The organism is Nonomuraea sp. NPDC048881 (assembly GCF_040649795.1).
In the GTDB taxonomy this organism is placed as follows: domain Bacteria; phylum Actinomycetota; class Actinomycetes; order Streptosporangiales; family Streptosporangiaceae; genus Nonomuraea.
Map to the genome: position 1 here is coordinate 245,467 of NZ_JBEZGC010000011.1, position 16,196 is coordinate 261,662.

The window sequence follows — 16,196 nt, forward strand, 5'->3', positions numbered from 1 at the left end:
CACAAGGCCCGGCCACAGGGGCACCGTGGCGAGGTCATTAGGATGACCGGCGCCGGATGACCCCCCGTCCCTCCAGCCGGCTCCCCCGTACCACCCGAGAGGCGCACACCACGATGGCGGACCGCGACGCCACCCCGCTCGACGACCCGGTAGGCGCGTCACTGCGCGGCCGTCACACGCACCTCGCCCGGCGGCTGGGCGCGGCGGTCACGTACCAGGCGGAGGTGGCGACCTTCTCCTCGGTCCCTGCCGAGCCGGACGAGCGGGCGTGGGCCGACCTGGCCCGGCTGCTCGGGCCGGGTGAGCTCGCCGACCTGTTCAGCTCCCCGGCGACCCCGCCGCCCGGCTGGGAGCCGGTGTTCGCCCTCGACGGCCGCCAGCTGATCTGGGACGGCGGCGACCGCGTCCCCGCCGCGCCGGGCGACGTCACCGAGCTGGGCGCGGACGACGTCCCGCACATGCTCGACCTCGTCGCCAGGACGCGACCGGGGCCGTTCTGGGCGCGTACCCGCGAAATGGGCGCCTACCTCGGCGTCTTCGACGGCGGGAAGCTGGTCGCGATGGCGGGCGAGCGGCTGCGGCCGCCGGGCTGGACCGAGATCAGCGCCGTGTGCACCGCACCCGAGGCGCGCGGCCGAGGCCACGCGGGCCGCCTGGTCGGCGCGCTCGTCTCGCGGATCGTGGCCCGCGGCGAGCGCCCGTTCCTGCACGTGGCCGAGGCCAACACCGGCGCGATCGCCCTCTACGAGCGACTCGGCTTCCGAACCCGCCGAACCGTGACCTTCCGAGGCTTCCGCACCCCCTGACACCCCCGGGAGAGACCGTAACGGCTCGGGACGGTCCGGACGGCCAGGGGCTCTCGGGGCGGCCCCGGGTGGGCGATGCGGTCCTGGTGGAAAACGCGTTGCCCTGGACGCTCGGTGAAACGTATGGTTTTGCGCTCGTGGTCACAGTCGTGGAACGGGTCCTGCCGGCCCGGTTGGGGACAGGGTTCCGATGGTTGCTGGCGTCGAGCTGGCTGACGAATCTCGGTGACGGGATCGCGGCCGCCGCCGGCCCGCTGCTGATCGCGACGCTGACCCGCGACCCCCTGATGATCTCACTGTCCGCCCTGGTGAGCTGGGCGCCGCCGCTGGCGTTCGGCCTGTACGCCGGCGTCCTGTCCGACCGGTACGACCGCCGCAGGATCGTGCTGGTCGCGAACGCCGTGCGCGCCGTGGTGCTGGCGGCGCTCGTCGTGCTCATGGCGACCGGCACCGTGACCGTGGCGACGGCGCTGGCGGCGCTCACGCTCCGGTCCATCGCCGAGGTGTTCGCCGACAACGCGACGTCCACGCTGACGCCGATGATGGTCTCCAGGGACGACCTGATCGTCGCCAACGCCCGCCTCGGCACCGGGTTCATCACGCTCAACCAGCTCGCCGGACCGCCGATCGGCGCGGCGCTGTTCGGACTGGGCCTGACCTGGCCGTTCGCGAGCCAGCTGCTCCTGGTGCTGGCGGGGATGGTCCTGGTCTCCCGCATCGCGCTGCCGGCGCGGGTCCGGCCGGACGACGCGCCGCGTCCGAACACCGTACGTGAGCTCGTCGCCGGGTTCAGCTGGACCGTGCGGCACCCGGCGGTCCGCACGCTGGCGCTCACCATCCTGATCTTCAACTTCACCTTCGGCGCGGCCTGGTCGGTGCTCGTCCTCTACACCCAGCAGCAGCTCGGCCTCGGCGCGATGGGGTTCGGCCTGATGACCACCATCGGCGGGATCGGCGGCCTGATCGGCACCGGCCTGTACGGGACCATCACCCGCAGGGTCAGCCTCGGCGCCCTGATGCGGATCGGGCTCATCATCGAGACGTTCACCCACCTGGGCCTGGCCCTGACCCGTTCGCCGTGGGTCGCCGGAGCCATCTTCCTGGTCTTCGGCGCGCACGCCTTCATCTGGGGCACCACCTCGGGCACCGTCCGCCAGCGCGCGGTCCCGCAGGAGCTGCAGGGACGGGTGGGCAGCGTCAACACCGTCTGCGTCTACGCCGGCCTGGTGGTCGGCTCGCTGATCGGCGGCGTGCTGGCCACCCGGTTCGGCGTCGCGGCGCCCTTCTGGTTCGCCTTCGCCGGTTCGGCGGTGTTCGTGGTGCTGCTGTGGCGGCAGCTCATGCTCATCGCCCACGACGACTGAGCAGCGAGCGCCGCACGCCGCTCGTCCGTCTCACTTGAGCGGGTCGTGCCCCCAGTTCATCAGCGAGTAGCGCCACCGGGTCTCCCGGACGTCACCGGACGGGCGTTGCGCCAGGTGCCGGTGGATGTAGCCGATCACCTTGGTCATGTGCTCGTAGTCGTGGCCGGTCCAGGCGGACCTGCCCTTGCGCAGGAGCCGGACGATCTCGCGGCCGGAGGCGTGGCCGGTCGACTCGCCGCCGCCGTCCTGCTTCTGGCCGACCTCCTTCGACTCCTCGGTGTCCAGCCAGCGTTCCAGCTCGTGCGCGGTCATGTTGACGGCCTGGCCGAACTCGGCCGCCACGTCCCGGTCATCGCTCACTTCGCGCCCTTGCCCTTGTCCTTGCGCAGGGCGGACGGCTTGTGCACGGCCTCGCGCCCGCTCTTGTCGCTGCGCACGACGTACTGCGGGTCGTCGGGCGAGGCCGCCACCGTACGGCCGGCCTCCTTCGTCCTCTTGGTGATCTTCTTCTCCACCTTGCCGCGGGCCGTGGATCCGTGGCTCTTCCAGGAGACCTCGTCACCCACGGACGGATCGTCCTTGCGCTTGCCGGTCATGGGATCCGCGCTACCCCACCGCCCTCCCGCACTCGGTCAGGCGGGCAAACCTTCCTTTACCGGCGCCGTCCCGGGTCCGGCGACGGCGTCCTCGGGGCGGGGCGGCTGCTGCTCACGCGTGGCCGAATCGTAAAGTGAGCAGGATCGCACCAGTGATGTAGGGAGCCCTTGTTGCACGAGAAACTGTCGTCGACCTACGACAACGTCCTGCGCCGGAACCCCGGCGAGGTCGAGTTCCACCAGGCCGTGCGCGAGGTGCTCGAAAGCATCGGCCCAGTTCTCGGCAAGCATCCCGAGTACGCCGAATCGAAGATCATCGAGCGGATCTGCGAGCCCGAGCGGCAGATCATCTTCCGCGTGCCGTGGCTGGACGACCGGGGCGAGGTGCAGATCAACCGCGGCTTCCGGGTGGAGTTCAACAGCGCGCTCGGGCCGTACAAGGGCGGGCTGCGCTTCCACCCGTCGGTCTACCTGGGCATCGTGAAGTTCCTCGGGTTCGAGCAGATCTTCAAGAACGGCCTGACCGGCCTGCCCATCGGCGGCGGCAAGGGCGGCTCGGACTTCGACCCCAAGGGCCGCTCCGACCGCGAGGTGATGAACTTCTGCCAGAGCTTCATGACCGAGCTCTACCGGCACATCGGCGAGTACACCGACGTCCCGGCCGGTGACATCGGCGTCGGCGGGCGCGAGATCGGCTACCTGTTCGGCCAGTACAAGCGCATCACCAACCGCTACGAATCCGGCGTGATCACCGGCAAGGGCCTGGTCTACGGCGGCGCCCAGGTACGCACCGAGGCCACCGGCTACGGCTGCACGTTCTTCGTCGAGGAGATGCTCAAGGCCCGCGGCACGTCGTTCGACGGCAAGCGGGTCGTCGTGTCGGGCTCCGGCAACGTGGCCGTCTACACGATCGAGAAGATCGAGCAGCTCGGCGGCGTCGTGGTGGCCTGCTCCGACTCCTCCGGCTACGTGCTCGACGAGAAGGGCATCGACCTCGACCTGCTCAAGCAGGTCAAGCAGGTCGAGCGGGGCCGTCTGGAGACGTACGCCGAGCGCCGGGGCGAGCAGGCCGTCTTCGTCCCGGACCGCAGCGTGTGGGAGGTGCCCTGCGAGGTGGCGATGCCGTCCGCCACGCAGAACGAGATCACCGGCCGGGACGCCGCGTTCCTGGTGGACAACGGCTTGGTCGCGGTCGGCGAGGGGGCCAACATGCCGACCACGCCGGAGGGCATCAAGGTGTTCCTGGAGGCGGGCGTCGCGTTCGGGCCGGGCAAGGCGGCCAACGCGGGCGGGGTGGCCACCAGCGCGCTGGAGATGCAGCAGAACGCCAGCCGCGACTCCTGGACGTTCGAGTTCTCCGAGCGCCGCCTCCAGGAGATCATGCAGGACATCCACGGCCGCTGCCTGCAGACCGCCGACGAGTACGGCATGCCGGGCAACTACGTGGCCGGCGCCAACATCGACGGCTTCCGCCGGGTCGCCGACGCCATGCTCGCGCTGGGCCTCATCTGACCGCGCCGGCGCCCCGGCCTGCCCTTCCGCCCCCGCCTGCCCTCCCGGCGCGGCATGCGCGAGAGGTCAGGCAGGGGCGCCGGGAGGCAGCTGGTGGTCGGCCCAGACGTAGGTCTCGGGCAGCAGGTCGGTGACGGGGACCGTACGGAGACGGTCGCCGTCGCCCACGATGACCTGGAGGGCCGGGAAGTAGTCCAGCAGCACCTGACGGCAACGGCCGCACGGCGGGACGACCCCGCGCTCCCGGTCCCCCACCGCGACGATCGTGTCCAGCTCGTACGCGCCCTGGGCGGCCGCCGTGCCGATGAGGACCAGCTCGGCGCAGGGCCCGCCGGTGAAGTGGTAGGCGTTCACCGCCGTGACTATCCGGCCGTCGCAGGCGCGCGCGGCGGCCGCCATGGTGTGGTTGTCACCCCGGCACCGAGTGCGGGCGACCTCCGCGGCGGCCTGGACGAGTTCGCGGTCGACGTGCGGGCTCACTGCTCCTCCTCGTGACTTGGCGCGTCAGGCGCGGGTCTGCTCGCGCAGGAACCCGACGATCAGCTCGGTGGCCTCGGCCGGCCGTTCCATGCTCGCCAGGTGGGCCGCCCAGGGCAGCTCGACGTTGCGGGCGGCGGGCAGGTCGGTCTCGGTGTGCCGGAAGTCGGCGACGTCGTGCGCGCCCGACACGGCCAGGCACGGCATCGTCACGGCCGCCGGGTCCACCTGGACCTTGACCGGGCCGACGACCCCCTCGGCGAGCTGGAGCTCGTAGGCGCGCAGCTGCATCTCGTGCACGGCCCGCCCGGCCTTCTCGTCGGCGTCGGGGCCCAGCCAGCGGTCGACCATCAGCTGCGCGGCGCCCGCCAGGTCGCCGGCCTCGACCAGCGCGTCCTCGCGCTCGCCGACCGCGCGCAGCTCGGCGCTCGGCTCCCGCCACGGCAGGGCGGCGGAGAGCAGGATCAGCGCCTCCACCCGCTCGGGGCTGCTCGCGGCGACCTCCAGCGCCACCTTCCCGCCGTAGGAGCAGCCGACCAGGAAGAACCGGTCGATGCCCAGGCTGTCGAGGAGGCCCAGCACGTCGCCGGAGTTGCTGTACGGCTCGGTGGGCAGCGGGCTCTGCCCGAAGCCGCGCAGGTCGCACCGGACCACCCGGAAGCCGGCGGCGATCAGGGCCTCCCACTGGGGGTCCCACATGCGCCGGTCGCAGACCCCCGCGTGCAGGAGGAGCAGGGCCGGTCCGTCGCCTGCCACGTCATAAGAAATCGTCATCGCGCAGACGTTACCAGTCATTCACTGACCGGTTTGTCCCACGCGAGACGGCGTCGGGGCTTTTCCGGCGACCCTGGCCATCCAGGCCGTCACGCCCAGCACCACGGCCGCCAGCACCCCCAGCAACACCGCGTTCAGCAGGTGGCCGGCCCCGGGCAGCCCGCCCACGTGGACGCCGACCATCGGCAGCAGCACCACCAGCGCGCGGCGCCCGACCGGCGACCGCAGCGCCGGCCCCGCGGCCACCACGGCCAGCGCCTCCTCGTGCAGGACGCGGTGCTCGGCTCCTGCATCGCCCTGGAAGTCATGCCGACGATATATACCGATGATCGGAGCATACCGCGACTCCGGGGCGCGGAGGGCCCCGTGGCCCCCCGCGCCCGGAGCACTACGGCAGGGCCACCGCGCGGTCCAGGGCGGGCGGGGTCAGCGGGCCCTGTCGCAGGTAGGCCCGCATGGCCTCGTAGTCGCGGCTGCCGCGCACCGCGTCGGTGTACCCGGCGAAGGCGGTGTAGCCGTCGGCGCCGAGCAGCGTGTACGCCAGCGCCGCGAGCCGGTAGGTCCGGCCGGTGTCGAGCGGCTGGCCGTTGATGACCACGTCGGCGGGGTTGATCCGGTCGCCCACGGGCCGGTTCGGGGAGTAGGAGAAGCGCACGTTCTTCGACACGGCCAGCGGGGCGAACTTCACGGTGCCGTCGGCCTGCGTCTGCCACTGCTGCTCCAGGGCCTGCTCAAGCTGCGAGCCCTTGACCGACACCGTGACCACCGGGTTGGCGTAGCCCCAGGCGGCCCACGACTCGCCCATGAGCACCTTGCCGTCGGCGTCGGCGGCGTTGGCGCCCTTGGCGAACCTCAGGTCGCCGCGCAGCGAGTTCGAGCCCTTGGTCGGCGCCACGGCCACCATGGCCAGGTCGGCCTTGCCGCCCTCGGTCTGCTGGGAGTCGAAGTACTCCACGTCGGCCACGGTGTTGCCGAGCGTGCTCTGCCCGGTCACGTCGCGGGTCCTGGTGAGGTCGCCGGTGATGGTCCCGTACGGCTTGGCGTAGGTCTCCTTCTGCATGGCGTTCCAGTGGTCGACCAGCTTCACCATGGCGGGGTCGGGCGTGATGTCGCGGGTCACCGGGTGGTTGGCCGCGGTGGTCGCGGTCCTGATGACGTCGCGGGTGCGGCGGTCGAGCTTGAGGTTGATCTCGCTGATGAGGCGGCCGTGGTTGGCGGCCTCGACGACCGGGCGGGGGTTGCCCGCGGGGTCGGGGATCGAGCAGTTGAAGTACCAGTGCCAGTGGCCCGTGACGATGGCGTCGATGTCGGGCGAGGCGTTCTTGGCGAAGTCCCAGATGGGGCCGGCCTTCTGGTCCCCGCAGCCGCTGTAGTCCTCGCCGGCCTTGCCGCCCTCGTGCACGTTGGCGACGATGGCCTTGACGCCGCGGCGCTTGAGGATCTCGGCGTACTTGTTGGCCGTCTCCACCAGCGGCAGGTTGTCCAGCGACGGCTGGTAGGAGGTGGAGCCGTCCACGGTGGTGGGCGTGGTCAGGTTGATGAACCCGACGGGGATGCCCTGGAACCGCTTGATCACGTACGGCGGGAGCACCGGGCGGGTGTCGCCCTTCATGGTGATGTTGGCCGTGGAGATGTCGAAGTCGGCGCCCTGGAAGGGCTGCCCGTCGGAGTCGGTGAAGCAGCTGTCGAGCCCGACCTCGCCGAAGCACTCCCCCTTGCCCATGTGGTCGCGCAGGAACTCCAGGGACCGGTCCAGCTCGTGGTTCCCGACCGTGGTGAACTCCACCTTGATCTTGTTCAGGAACTCGATCGTGGGCTCGTCGGCGTGGTACGACACCTCGGTGGGCCAGCCGCTGAAGTTGTCGCCGCTGGAGAAGGTGACCGTGTTCTCGTGCCCCTGCCGGAGCCGGTCGAGATGCGCGGCCAGGTACGGCGCGCCGCCCACCACCAGCGTGTTCCCCTGCGGATCCTTGATCGTGCCGTCGGTGGCGTTGCTCTGCGGGGTGATGTAGCCGTGGAAGTCGGTGAGCGACAGCAACTGCACGTCCACAGGCTTGGGCGCGGCCAGTGCCGGTGAGGCGGACGAGGCCAGAGTGACGCCTAAGGCGACAATGATCCACTTACGGAACGAAGACACGCAGACTCCTAAACAAGGGGATATAGCGGGAGAAAAGACTTGCGGATCAGCCCTTCGAGCCGGTGAACGCGATCCCGGCGATCAGCTGCCGTTGCATGACCACGAAGAGAACGATCATCGGCAGCGAGGCCACGACGGACCCGGCGAAGAGGATGGGGTAGTTCGTCAGGTACTGGCCGCGCAGCGAGGCCAGCCCGGCGGAGAGCGTCATCATCTCCGGGTCGGTGTTGACCACCAGCGGCCACAGCAGGCTGCTCCAGGACCACATGACGGTCAGCAGCCCGAGCGCCAGCAGGCCGGGCCGGACCAGCGGCAACATGATCCACCAGTAGATCTGCAGCGGGTTGGCGCCGTCCAGCCGCGCCGCCTCGTCCAGCTCCCTGGGCAGGGTCTTGAAGAACTGCCGCAGCAGGAACGTGCCGAAGGCGCCGAAGACGCCGGGGGCGATGAGCGCCTGGAGGGTGTTGAGCCAGCCGAGGCCCTGCATGATCTCGTACCGGGGCAGCAGGAACAGCTCCCCCGGCACCATCAGCACGGCCAGGAACAACATGAAGACCGGCCCGCGCCCGGGGAAGTCCAGCCGCGCGAAGGCGAAGGCCGCCAGCGAGCACAGCAGCAGCTGCCCGGCCGTCACCGCGGCCGTCACGACCACCGTGTTGAGGAACTGCCGCCCGAGCGGCACGGTCCGGAACACGTCGGCGAAGTTGTGCCACTGCCAGGAGGGGACCGCCGTGGGCGGCACCCGCATCGACTCGGTCATGGTCTGCAGCGAGACCACGAGCTGCCAGACGAACGGCATGACCATGATCAGACCGCCGATGAGCAGGACCGCGTGCACGATCCAGCGCCTACTCATAGTGGACCCACCGCCTCTGCAGCCGGAACTGGACGGCGGTCAGCATGAGGATCAGCGCCAGCAGCACGACCGCGATCGCGGCGGCGTAGCCGCGGCTGTTCTGCACGAAGCCCTGCTCGTAGAAGAGGTAGACGATCGTGCGGCTGCCCGCCAGCGCCGGGCTCTTGGTGTCGATCATGAGGTAGACCAGGTCGAAGACCTGCAGCGTGTTGATCAGCGTGATCACCACGACGAAGAACGTGGTGGGCGTGAGCAGCGGCAGCGTGATGCGGAAGAACTGCCGCACCCGGCCCGCACCGTCGATCGAGGCGGCCTCGTAGTAGTGCTTGGGGATGCCCTGCAACCCGGCCAGGAACAACACCGCGTTGTACCCGAGCGAGGTCCAGATCCCGACCACCGCGACCGCGTAGATCGCGAACTCGGGGTCGGACACCCAGTACGGCCCGTCGATCCCGACCAGGCCGAGCAGGTAGTTGATCGGCCCGAAGTCGCCGTTGTACAGGTAGCGCCAGGTCAGGCCGACGGCCGCGGGCATGGTGACCACCGGCAGGAAGTACAGCGTGCGGTAGAAGCCCAGCCCGCGCAGCCCCGGCACGTTCAGCAGCGCCGCGATCACGATCGACAACGGCACCCCGACCAGCACGAGCACGGAGTAGAGCAGCGTGTTGCGCAGCGCGCCGGCCATCTCCTCGTCGCCGAGGAGGGCGATGAAGTTGTCCAGGCCCACCCACGTCTGCCCGCCGAACACGCCCGACTCGGTGAAGCTGAGGTAGAGCGTCTGGACGATCGGCCACAGGTAGAACACGGCCAGCCCGAGGGCCATGGGCGCGATCAGCCCGTAACCCCACAGCCAGTCGCGTCGCGACCGCCGCCCCGGCGGGGCCGCCGCCTTGACGGCGGCGGCCCGTTCCTCGGTCAGCACCATCGGCTACTCCTTGGCCAGGATCTCGTTCATCTGCGCGGCGATCTCCTTGGCCGCCTCCGCGGTCGGCCGCTTGCCCGCCCACGCCTCGGCCAGGAGCTTGTTCTGCACGTCCTGCCACTTGGCGGTGTTGAGCGAGACGGGGTACGGCACGCCGTTCGGGATCGAGGCGTCGAAGGTCTCCTTCAGGTGGTAGTCCGGGAAGGCGGCGAACCAGCCGTCCTGGGTGCCGGCCCGCGAGGAGACCGAGGCGCCGCCGGAGTCGCTGAGGATCTTCTCGGCCTCGTCGGAGGACAGGAACGTGGCGAACTGCGCGGCCTCGGCCGGGTGCTCGCTCTTGGCCGAGACGGAGTTGGCCAGGCCGAGCAGGATGACGGCCTCCTGCGCCGGCCCCTTGGGCAGGGGCGCCACGTCGACCTTGCCGCCGCGCTCGGTGTTGGTCTTGAACGTGCTGGCCAGCCACGAGCCGCCGTAGTACATGGCGTACTTGCCGGTCATGAACAGCTGCACGGGGCTGGTGTCGGTGGTCGCCTGGGCGGGCGGGGCCACCTTGTCCTTGTTGATCATGTCGGTCCAGAACTCCAGGCCCTGGATGGAGCCGGGCTCGTCGAAGCCCGACTTCTTGCCGTCGGCGGAGATGACGTGGCCGCCGGCCTGGATCATCGTGGGGTAGAAGCCGCCCTGGTCCCACAGGGGGGCCAGCAGGCCGTACTGCTTCTTGGCCGGGTCGGTCAGCTTCTTGGCGGCGGCCTTGAGGTCGTCCCAGGTCCAGTCGGCGGTCGGGTACGCGACGCCGCCCTTGTCGAACAGCTCCTTGTCGTACCAGAGCACGGGGACGCCGACGTCGCGCGGCATGCCGTACAGCTTGCCGTCGTAGCGGTAGCCGTCCACGATGGCCTGCGGGAAGGCGCTGACGTCGGCGTTCTCGAAGGGGGCGATGACGCCGCCCTTGGCGTACATGCGCACGTTGAGGCTGTTCATCCAGAAGACGTCGGGGGCCGCGCCGCCGGTGGCCGCGGTCTGGAGCTTGGTCCAGTACTGGTCCCACGGGGTGATCTCAAGCTTGACGGTGACGTCGGGGTGCTGCTTCTGGAAGGCGTCGATGATCTTCTGGGTGCTGGGCTGGTCGTTCTTCTCCCAGATCGCGTAGCTGATCGTGACTTTTCCTGGCTTGGTGGCGGCGGTGTCGGAGCCGGAGCCACAACCGGCCAGTGTCATCGCCAGGGCGGCGGCGAGTGCCATACGCAGGCGCACGGGCAGTTCCTTTTCTCTAGAAGGCGTCGGGGGGATGGTGATCAGGGTCTCGATCGCGGCGGGCGGCGGGCTCAGAGTCCGGTGTTGGTGAAGCCGGTCCTGGCTACGACGTCGCCGTATCCGTTGGCGTCGAAGTCCTCGACGTAGAAGAGGTGGAACCCGCTGCCGTCGGCGGCGACGGCGGTGCCCGACTGGTCGCCGGCGGTGTTCGGGTTCATGCGCTCGCAGGGGAAGCGGCCGGTCGTCGTCCCGTCGGCGTTGAACCCGCGGGCGTACACCTCGTGGGAGCGGCCGGCGTTCCACAGGTCGGACTCGGTCCAGCCGACCACGAACCGCCCGGTGTCGTCGACGGCCACGGACGGCGACCCCTGGACGGCGCACCGGTAGGTCTGGTCCGTCTTTCCGCAGAGCGGCGGGTACTCCTTGCCGCCGTCGGAGGGCGTGTTCGGCGCGTACCTGCCGAACGCGACGGGGATCTCCGCGAACCTCTGGCCCAGGGTGGGCGTCAGGCCGCGCGTCCGCACCCGCCAGACGGTCGTCACGTCGCCGCCGGTGACCGCCACGTTGTCGCTCCAGGCCACGACGCTGTCGCCGCCGGGGGTCGTCGCCACGGCGGGGGCCAGGTGCTGGGTGGCGGCGTTGGTGTTGATCCGGGTGGCGGCGGCGACGGTCGCGCCGGTCGCCGAGATCCGCCTGCCGTAGACGTCGGGCGCCTGCTGCCAGACCACGGTCGCGGTGCCCGCGCCGTCGACGGCCACGTCGGGCCGGTCGCCCGTGCCCACCTGGAGCGGCGCGAAGGTACGGATGGTCAGCGAGGCGTAGCCGGCCGCGCGGACGGTCCCGGTCGGCCCGTCCTCCCAGGCCACCGTGAACCCGCCGGCGCCGCGGACCGCGATCCTCGGCCGGGTCTGGTCGCCGCTCCACTGCGGGTCGTTGGCCCAGATCGTCGCGCTCAGCGTGCCCGACGGCGAGAGCCTGCGCACCGCGATGTTGTGCTCGCCCCGGCAGTCGCCGTCCTCGGCCCAGGCGACGTAGGCGTTGCCCGCGTCGTCGACGCCGGCCGACGGCTGCACGTGGTTCCAGCCGGCGGCGCAGCCGACGCCGCCCATCGAGACCTTGACGGGGCCGGTCACCGGCTGCCCGTCGCGGTAGATGCGCGCGTAGACCTCGGCGCCCTCCACCGAGGCGCGGTCGCGGTCGTCCTCCCAGGCCACGGCCGTGTAGCCGGACCGCATGGCGGCGGCCCTGGGCGCGCGCTGGTCGTCGGGGCCGTTGGCGGTCATCTGGAGTCCGGCCCCGGGGAAGGCCCTGGGGACGATCTTGACGACCTCGTCCTTCATGGCGGCGAAGTCGGCGTCGTACGCCGCGTAGACGGCCGGGTCGTCGACGCGGACGAAGGAGTCGTCCGAGGCGGTCAGGGAGCCGCCGTTGAGGTTGTGGGAGCCGGTGTAGACGTAGCTGCGCCGCGCGCCGCCCGCCGCCGCCGACGGCCCGTCCACCAGGATGATCTTGGAGTGGATGCTGTCCGGGGCGCAGGTGTCGCCGATCGGGTAGTGGCAGCCGCCGGGCCGGAAGGTGTGCACCACGATCCCGCCCTTGGCGAGCTCGGCGGCGGTCGCGGTCGTCTGGTTGCCCTCGGCCACGAGCACCTGGACGTCGCAGCCCTGCTGCTTCTTGGCCTTGAGCTCGGCGATGACCAGCGGCCGGTCCGTGGCGAACTGCGACTGCACCACGCGGATCGAGCCGGGGCAGCCCACGTCCCGGATCATGGCCGCGACCAGGTCGGCGCTGCCGTAGGCGCTCTGGTCGTAGGCGGTGTCGCGGGGCTCCATCCAGACCGTGACCTTGCCGCTGGTGGCGGTGAACGGCGCCCGCCAGGAGGTGCGCACCTGGGAGGCCAGCGTGTCGAACACCTGCCGGTAGCCGTCGGCCAGCGCGGCGTCGCCCGAGCTGATCAGCATGTTCTGGTGCAGGCCGGTGTCGGGGGCGAGGTTCTGCGAGCTCTGCACGACCACGTCGGTCCTGCCGTCCGTGAGCCGGCTGAAGACGAGGAACTTGTGGTGGCTGATGTCGGTGTCCGGCCCGTTGCAGCCCCTGTCGCAGAGCGTGACGGGCACGCCGGCCGCGGCCAGCTCGTCCAGGAGCGCGTTGTGCCCCGATCCCTCGGACACCACCCGTACGTCGACCCGCCGGTCGTGCGCCGCCACCAGGGCGTCCTTGACGGCCTTGATCTCCAGCACGAAGGTCGCCACGCGCAGCGTGGAGTCCGGGGCGGCCAGCCCGATCAGCTCCAGCACCTTCGCGGGCAGGGGGTCGGCGAGCGTGCCGTCCACGCTCGGCCTGCTGAAGTACGCCGACAGCTCCGGGGCCGCCGCCTGGGCCGGGGTGACCAGGCCGAGTAAGCAGGACAGGCCGACGAGGACGACGGACAGACGCTTGATCATGCTCGCTTCCCTTCGCTGAGGTTCCGCCGCAGGCCGCGGGTCCAGGCCGCCACCTCGGCCTCGGTCTCCGCCCGCTCCTTGGGCCGGCCGCGGACGTCCGGCCGGGTCTGCCACGGCTCGGGGCCGGTCTCCTTGCGGTACTCCACGCCCAGCGCGGCGAGCCGGCGCTCGTGGTGGCGCAGCCGCGCCAGGAAGTCGTCGAAGTCGCCTCCGGCGGGGCTCCACACGACCTCGGCGAAGGCCGACAGCCGTGGGAAGGCCATGTAGTCGAGCCCGCGGGGCGAGTCGATGTGCTCGGTCCAGAGGTTGGCCTGCGCGCCGAGGACCCGGGCGGCCTCGGCCTCGGTCAGCTCCGGCGGCACCGGCTCGAAGCCGTGGACGTCGCGCAGCGAGATCACGTTGCCGATCGGGACCGGCTCGTCGGGCCGGTCGGACTGCCGGAAGTCCAGGTAGAGCTCGGTGAAGGGGCAGGTGACCACGTCGTGCCCGGCCCGCGCCGCCGCGACCGCGCCGTACGTCCCGCGCCAGGACGCCACGGTCGCCCCGGGCGGCAGGCCGCCCTCGATGATCTCGTCCCAGCCGAGCAGGCGACGGCCGCGCGCCGCCAGGTGGTCGGAGAACTGGCCGATGAACCAGCTCTGCAGCTCCTCCTCGTCGCGCAGGCCGAGCTCGGCGATGCGGCGCTGGGCCGACGGGCTCTGCCGCCACTGCTCCTTGGGGCACTCGTCGCCGCCCACGCAGACGTACTCGCCGGGGAAGATCTCCATGACCTGGTCGAGCACGTCCCGGTAGAAGGCGAGCGTGGCGTCCTCGACGTTGAGCACGTTGGGCGAGACGCCCCACCCGGTGGCGACCTCCAGCCGTTCGTCGAGGTTGCCCAGCTCCGGATAGGCCGCGATGGCCGCCTGCGAGTGGCCGGGCAGCTCGATCTCCGGCACCACGGTGACGAACCGGTCGGCCGCGTACGAGACGATCTCGCGCAGGTCGTCCTGGGTGTAGAAGCCGCCGTGCGGGCGGCCGTCGAACACGCCGTGCCGGCGGTCGCCGAGCGGGCTCTCCCTGCGCCAGGCGCCGACCTCGGTGAGCTTCGGATACCCCTTGACCTCCAGCCGCCAGCCCTGGTCGTCGGTGAGGTGCAGATGCAGCACGTTGAGCTTGTGGGCGGCCAGCAGGTCGATGTACCGCAGCAGGTCGGGCTTCGGCAGGAAGTGCCTGGCCACGTCGATCAGGCAGCCGCGCCACCGGAAGCGCGGCCGGTCGGCGACGGTGACCGGGGCGAGCAGCCAGTCCTGCTCGCCGACCGCGCCCCTACGGAAGGCCGCGGGCGGGAGGAGCTGGCGCAGGGTCTGCGCGCCGTAGAACGCCCCGGCCGCGTCGCCCGCCTCGACGCACACCCCGTCGGGACGTACGGTCAGGCGGTAACCCTCCGGGCCGAGCCCGGCGGCCAGGGCGAACTCGATCGCCCCCGGACCCGGCGCTCCGGCGGGCAGCGGCAGGCCGGTCGCGGGCGACAACGCGGCCCGCAGCCAGCCCGCCACCCGCGACAGGCCGGGAGGGGCGGCGATCACTGTGGTCGCGGTGAGGGCGAAGGGTTCCCCGCCGTCTGGGGTCACATGGACGGGTCGTGGCAGCAGCAAGACAGGTCCCTGGGGGGTTCGGGGGCGGGATCGTCGGTCGGTGACAGGGCGGGCGGCGGGTCGTAGCATGGCGCTCGGCTTCCGGTCGCCGCGAGCCGCCCGCGGCCATGCCCGTGATCTGGCCTCTTTTTTCTGGGTGAGCGCCTCGATCAGGATTTATGATGGAGCTCACCATTAAGATTCGTCAAGAAGGGTCATCAGTGACGCTCTCCGTGACCGGCGGCGATCTCCAGCGGCTCCGGCGGCTCAACGCGCTCGCCGCGCTCTCGGCCCTGCGCGCCGGCGGGCCGGCGACGCTGACCCAGCTCGCCGAGCGCGCCGACCTGGCCAGGGCCACCATCAAGGTGGTGGTCAAGGACCTCATGGAGCTGGGCTGGGTGGTCCAGATGGATCCGAGCGGCGGCGAGAAGGGCAGGCCGGCGCGCCGCTACCGGTTCCACGCGGAGACGGGCCGGGTGCTCGGCCTCGACATAGGGGCGCACAAGGTGCTCGCGGTCGTGGCCGACCTCGACGGCAACGTCCTGCACACCACCCGCGAGCCGGTCACTCCCGAGCAGCCGCGCGGCGAGCGGCTGGCCGCCGTCGACCGGGCCATCGACGGCTGCCTGACCGGCTCGGGCACCGCCGCCGCCGACGTCTGGCTCGCGGTCGCGGGCAGCACGGGCTACGTCGACCTGCAGGGGCGCGTCGTGCTCTCGCGGGCCATCCAGGACTGGTCGGACGTGCCGCTGGCCGACCACCTCGGCGACCGGCTGCGCTGCCCCGTCCTGGTGGAGAACGACAGCAGGCTCGCCGCGCTGGCCGAGTGCCGCAGGGGCATCGCCCGCGACGCGCGAAACCTGATCTTCCTGCACGTCGGACGCCGGGCCGGCGCCGCCGTCGTGCTCGACGGGGTCCCCCTGCGCGGCAGCGGCGGCGCCGCCGGGGAGATCGGCGTGCATCCGCTGTTCAACCTCGGTCACGTGGGCGAGCTGCTGCAGGCCGTCCCGTCGGTCGAGCCCGGCACGCCGCCGGAGGCGGTCGCGGGGGCGGTGTTCGAGGCCGCCAGGCAGGGTGACGTGGAGGCGCGCCGGGCCGTCCTGCGCTACGTCAAGGTGCTCGCGCTGGCCACCACCGCGATGGCCCTCACCGTGGATCCCGACCTGGTGGTGCTCGGCGGGGGGTTCTCGCGCTCGGCCGACGTGCTCATGGAGCCGCTGCGGATCGAGCTGGAGACGATGTGCCTGCGCACGCCCGAGCTGCGGGCCTCCGTGCTCGGCGACGAGTGCGTGGCCATCGGGGCCGTGTGCCACGGCGTCGAGCATCTGGCCAAGGTGCTCTTCGACCCGGAGATCGACCTGTCGGTCGCGGCGCCTCCGTCGTCATTAATGGTGTAGCTCACCGAATGTAGCTCATTTGCATCGAACTTCGATATAAA

Annotated in this window: 15 protein-coding genes; 4 read left to right on the plus strand and 11 right to left on the minus strand. The window is 71.2% G+C overall.

Features of this window, described 5'->3' with window-relative positions; translation table 11 throughout:
- Positions 1 to 56 precede the first annotated feature (56 nt).
- Together AB0C33_RS34585 and AB0C33_RS34590 are read left to right on the plus strand one after the other, a co-directional pair.
- The gene (locus AB0C33_RS34585; RefSeq protein ID WP_358295014.1) at positions 57 to 806 is read left to right on the plus strand and encodes a GNAT family N-acetyltransferase; all 750 of its coding nucleotides are present in this window, start codon (positions 57 to 59) and stop codon (positions 804 to 806) included.
- Positions 807 to 1,000: 194 nt separating this feature from the next.
- Entirely contained in the window at positions 1,001 to 2,170 is a 1,170-nt protein-coding gene (locus AB0C33_RS34590) for an MFS transporter (protein ID WP_358295016.1), read from the plus strand.
- A gap of 30 nt (positions 2,171 to 2,200) precedes the next feature.
- On the opposite strand, the gene AB0C33_RS34595 is transcribed toward AB0C33_RS34590, so the two are convergent.
- Both AB0C33_RS34595 and AB0C33_RS34600 read right to left on the minus strand, forming a co-directional pair.
- A complete protein-coding gene (locus tag AB0C33_RS34595) occupies positions 2,201 to 2,530 on the minus strand; it encodes a DUF3140 domain-containing protein (RefSeq protein WP_358295018.1) in 330 nt (109 codons plus the stop codon).
- A complete protein-coding gene (locus AB0C33_RS34600) occupies positions 2,527 to 2,766 on the minus strand; it encodes a DUF2945 domain-containing protein (RefSeq protein WP_358295020.1) in 240 nt (79 codons plus the stop codon). The genes AB0C33_RS34595 and AB0C33_RS34600 overlap by 4 nt, the downstream gene beginning before the upstream one ends.
- Before the next feature lie 168 nt (positions 2,767 to 2,934).
- On the opposite strand from AB0C33_RS34600, the gene gdhA reads away from it, so the two are divergent.
- Positions 2,935 to 4,278 carry an NADP-specific glutamate dehydrogenase gene (gene gdhA / locus AB0C33_RS34605; RefSeq protein WP_358295022.1) on the plus strand — a complete coding sequence of 448 codons (1,344 nt, stop codon included), beginning with the start codon at positions 2,935 to 2,937 and terminating at the stop codon, positions 4,276 to 4,278.
- 66 nt (positions 4,279 to 4,344) lie between these two features.
- On the opposite strand, the gene AB0C33_RS34610 is transcribed toward gdhA, so the two are convergent.
- The 9 genes from AB0C33_RS34610 to AB0C33_RS34650 form a co-directional block, all read right to left on the minus strand.
- The gene (locus AB0C33_RS34610) at positions 4,345 to 4,758 is read right to left on the minus strand and encodes a hypothetical protein (protein ID WP_358295024.1); all 414 of its coding nucleotides are present in this window, start codon (positions 4,756 to 4,758) and stop codon (positions 4,345 to 4,347) included.
- 24 nt (positions 4,759 to 4,782) lie between these two features.
- Entirely contained in the window at positions 4,783 to 5,529 is a 747-nt protein-coding gene (locus AB0C33_RS34615; RefSeq protein WP_358295026.1) for an alpha/beta hydrolase, read from the minus strand.
- Positions 5,530 to 5,550: 21 nt separating this feature from the next.
- Positions 5,551 to 5,778 carry a hypothetical protein gene (locus AB0C33_RS34620; protein ID WP_358295028.1) on the minus strand — a complete coding sequence of 76 codons (228 nt, stop codon included), beginning with the start codon at positions 5,776 to 5,778 and terminating at the stop codon, positions 5,551 to 5,553.
- A gap of 139 nt (positions 5,779 to 5,917) precedes the next feature.
- Positions 5,918 to 7,666 carry a bifunctional metallophosphatase/5'-nucleotidase gene (locus AB0C33_RS34625; RefSeq protein ID WP_358295030.1) on the minus strand — a complete coding sequence of 583 codons (1,749 nt, stop codon included), beginning with the start codon at positions 7,664 to 7,666 and terminating at the stop codon, positions 5,918 to 5,920.
- Between the two features lie 46 nt (positions 7,667 to 7,712).
- On the minus strand, positions 7,713 to 8,522 hold the full coding sequence (locus AB0C33_RS34630; RefSeq protein ID WP_358295032.1) for a carbohydrate ABC transporter permease: 810 nt from the start codon (positions 8,520 to 8,522) through the stop codon (positions 7,713 to 7,715).
- On the minus strand, positions 8,515 to 9,447 hold the full coding sequence (locus tag AB0C33_RS34635) for a sugar ABC transporter permease (protein WP_358295034.1): 933 nt from the start codon (positions 9,445 to 9,447) through the stop codon (positions 8,515 to 8,517). The genes AB0C33_RS34630 and AB0C33_RS34635 overlap by 8 nt, the downstream gene beginning before the upstream one ends.
- A gap of 3 nt (positions 9,448 to 9,450) precedes the next feature.
- Positions 9,451 to 10,698 (minus strand): sugar ABC transporter substrate-binding protein, encoded by a 1,248-nt coding sequence (locus AB0C33_RS34640; protein ID WP_358295036.1) that lies wholly within the window; start codon positions 10,696 to 10,698, stop codon positions 9,451 to 9,453.
- A gap of 71 nt (positions 10,699 to 10,769) precedes the next feature.
- Positions 10,770 to 13,142 carry a phospholipase D-like domain-containing protein gene (locus AB0C33_RS34645; RefSeq protein WP_358295038.1) on the minus strand — a complete coding sequence of 791 codons (2,373 nt, stop codon included), beginning with the start codon at positions 13,140 to 13,142 and terminating at the stop codon, positions 10,770 to 10,772.
- Positions 13,139 to 14,848: a beta-N-acetylhexosaminidase gene (locus tag AB0C33_RS34650; RefSeq protein WP_358295039.1), complete on the minus strand. Its 1,710-nt coding sequence runs from the start codon at positions 14,846 to 14,848 to the stop codon at positions 13,139 to 13,141. Before AB0C33_RS34650 ends, AB0C33_RS34645 begins: the two co-directional genes overlap by 4 nt.
- Before the next feature lie 131 nt (positions 14,849 to 14,979).
- On the opposite strand from AB0C33_RS34650, the gene AB0C33_RS34655 reads away from it, so the two are divergent.
- Positions 14,980 to 16,155 carry an ROK family protein gene (locus AB0C33_RS34655; RefSeq protein WP_358295041.1) on the plus strand — a complete coding sequence of 392 codons (1,176 nt, stop codon included), beginning with the start codon at positions 14,980 to 14,982 and terminating at the stop codon, positions 16,153 to 16,155.
- Positions 16,156 to 16,196: the final 41 nt, after the last annotated feature.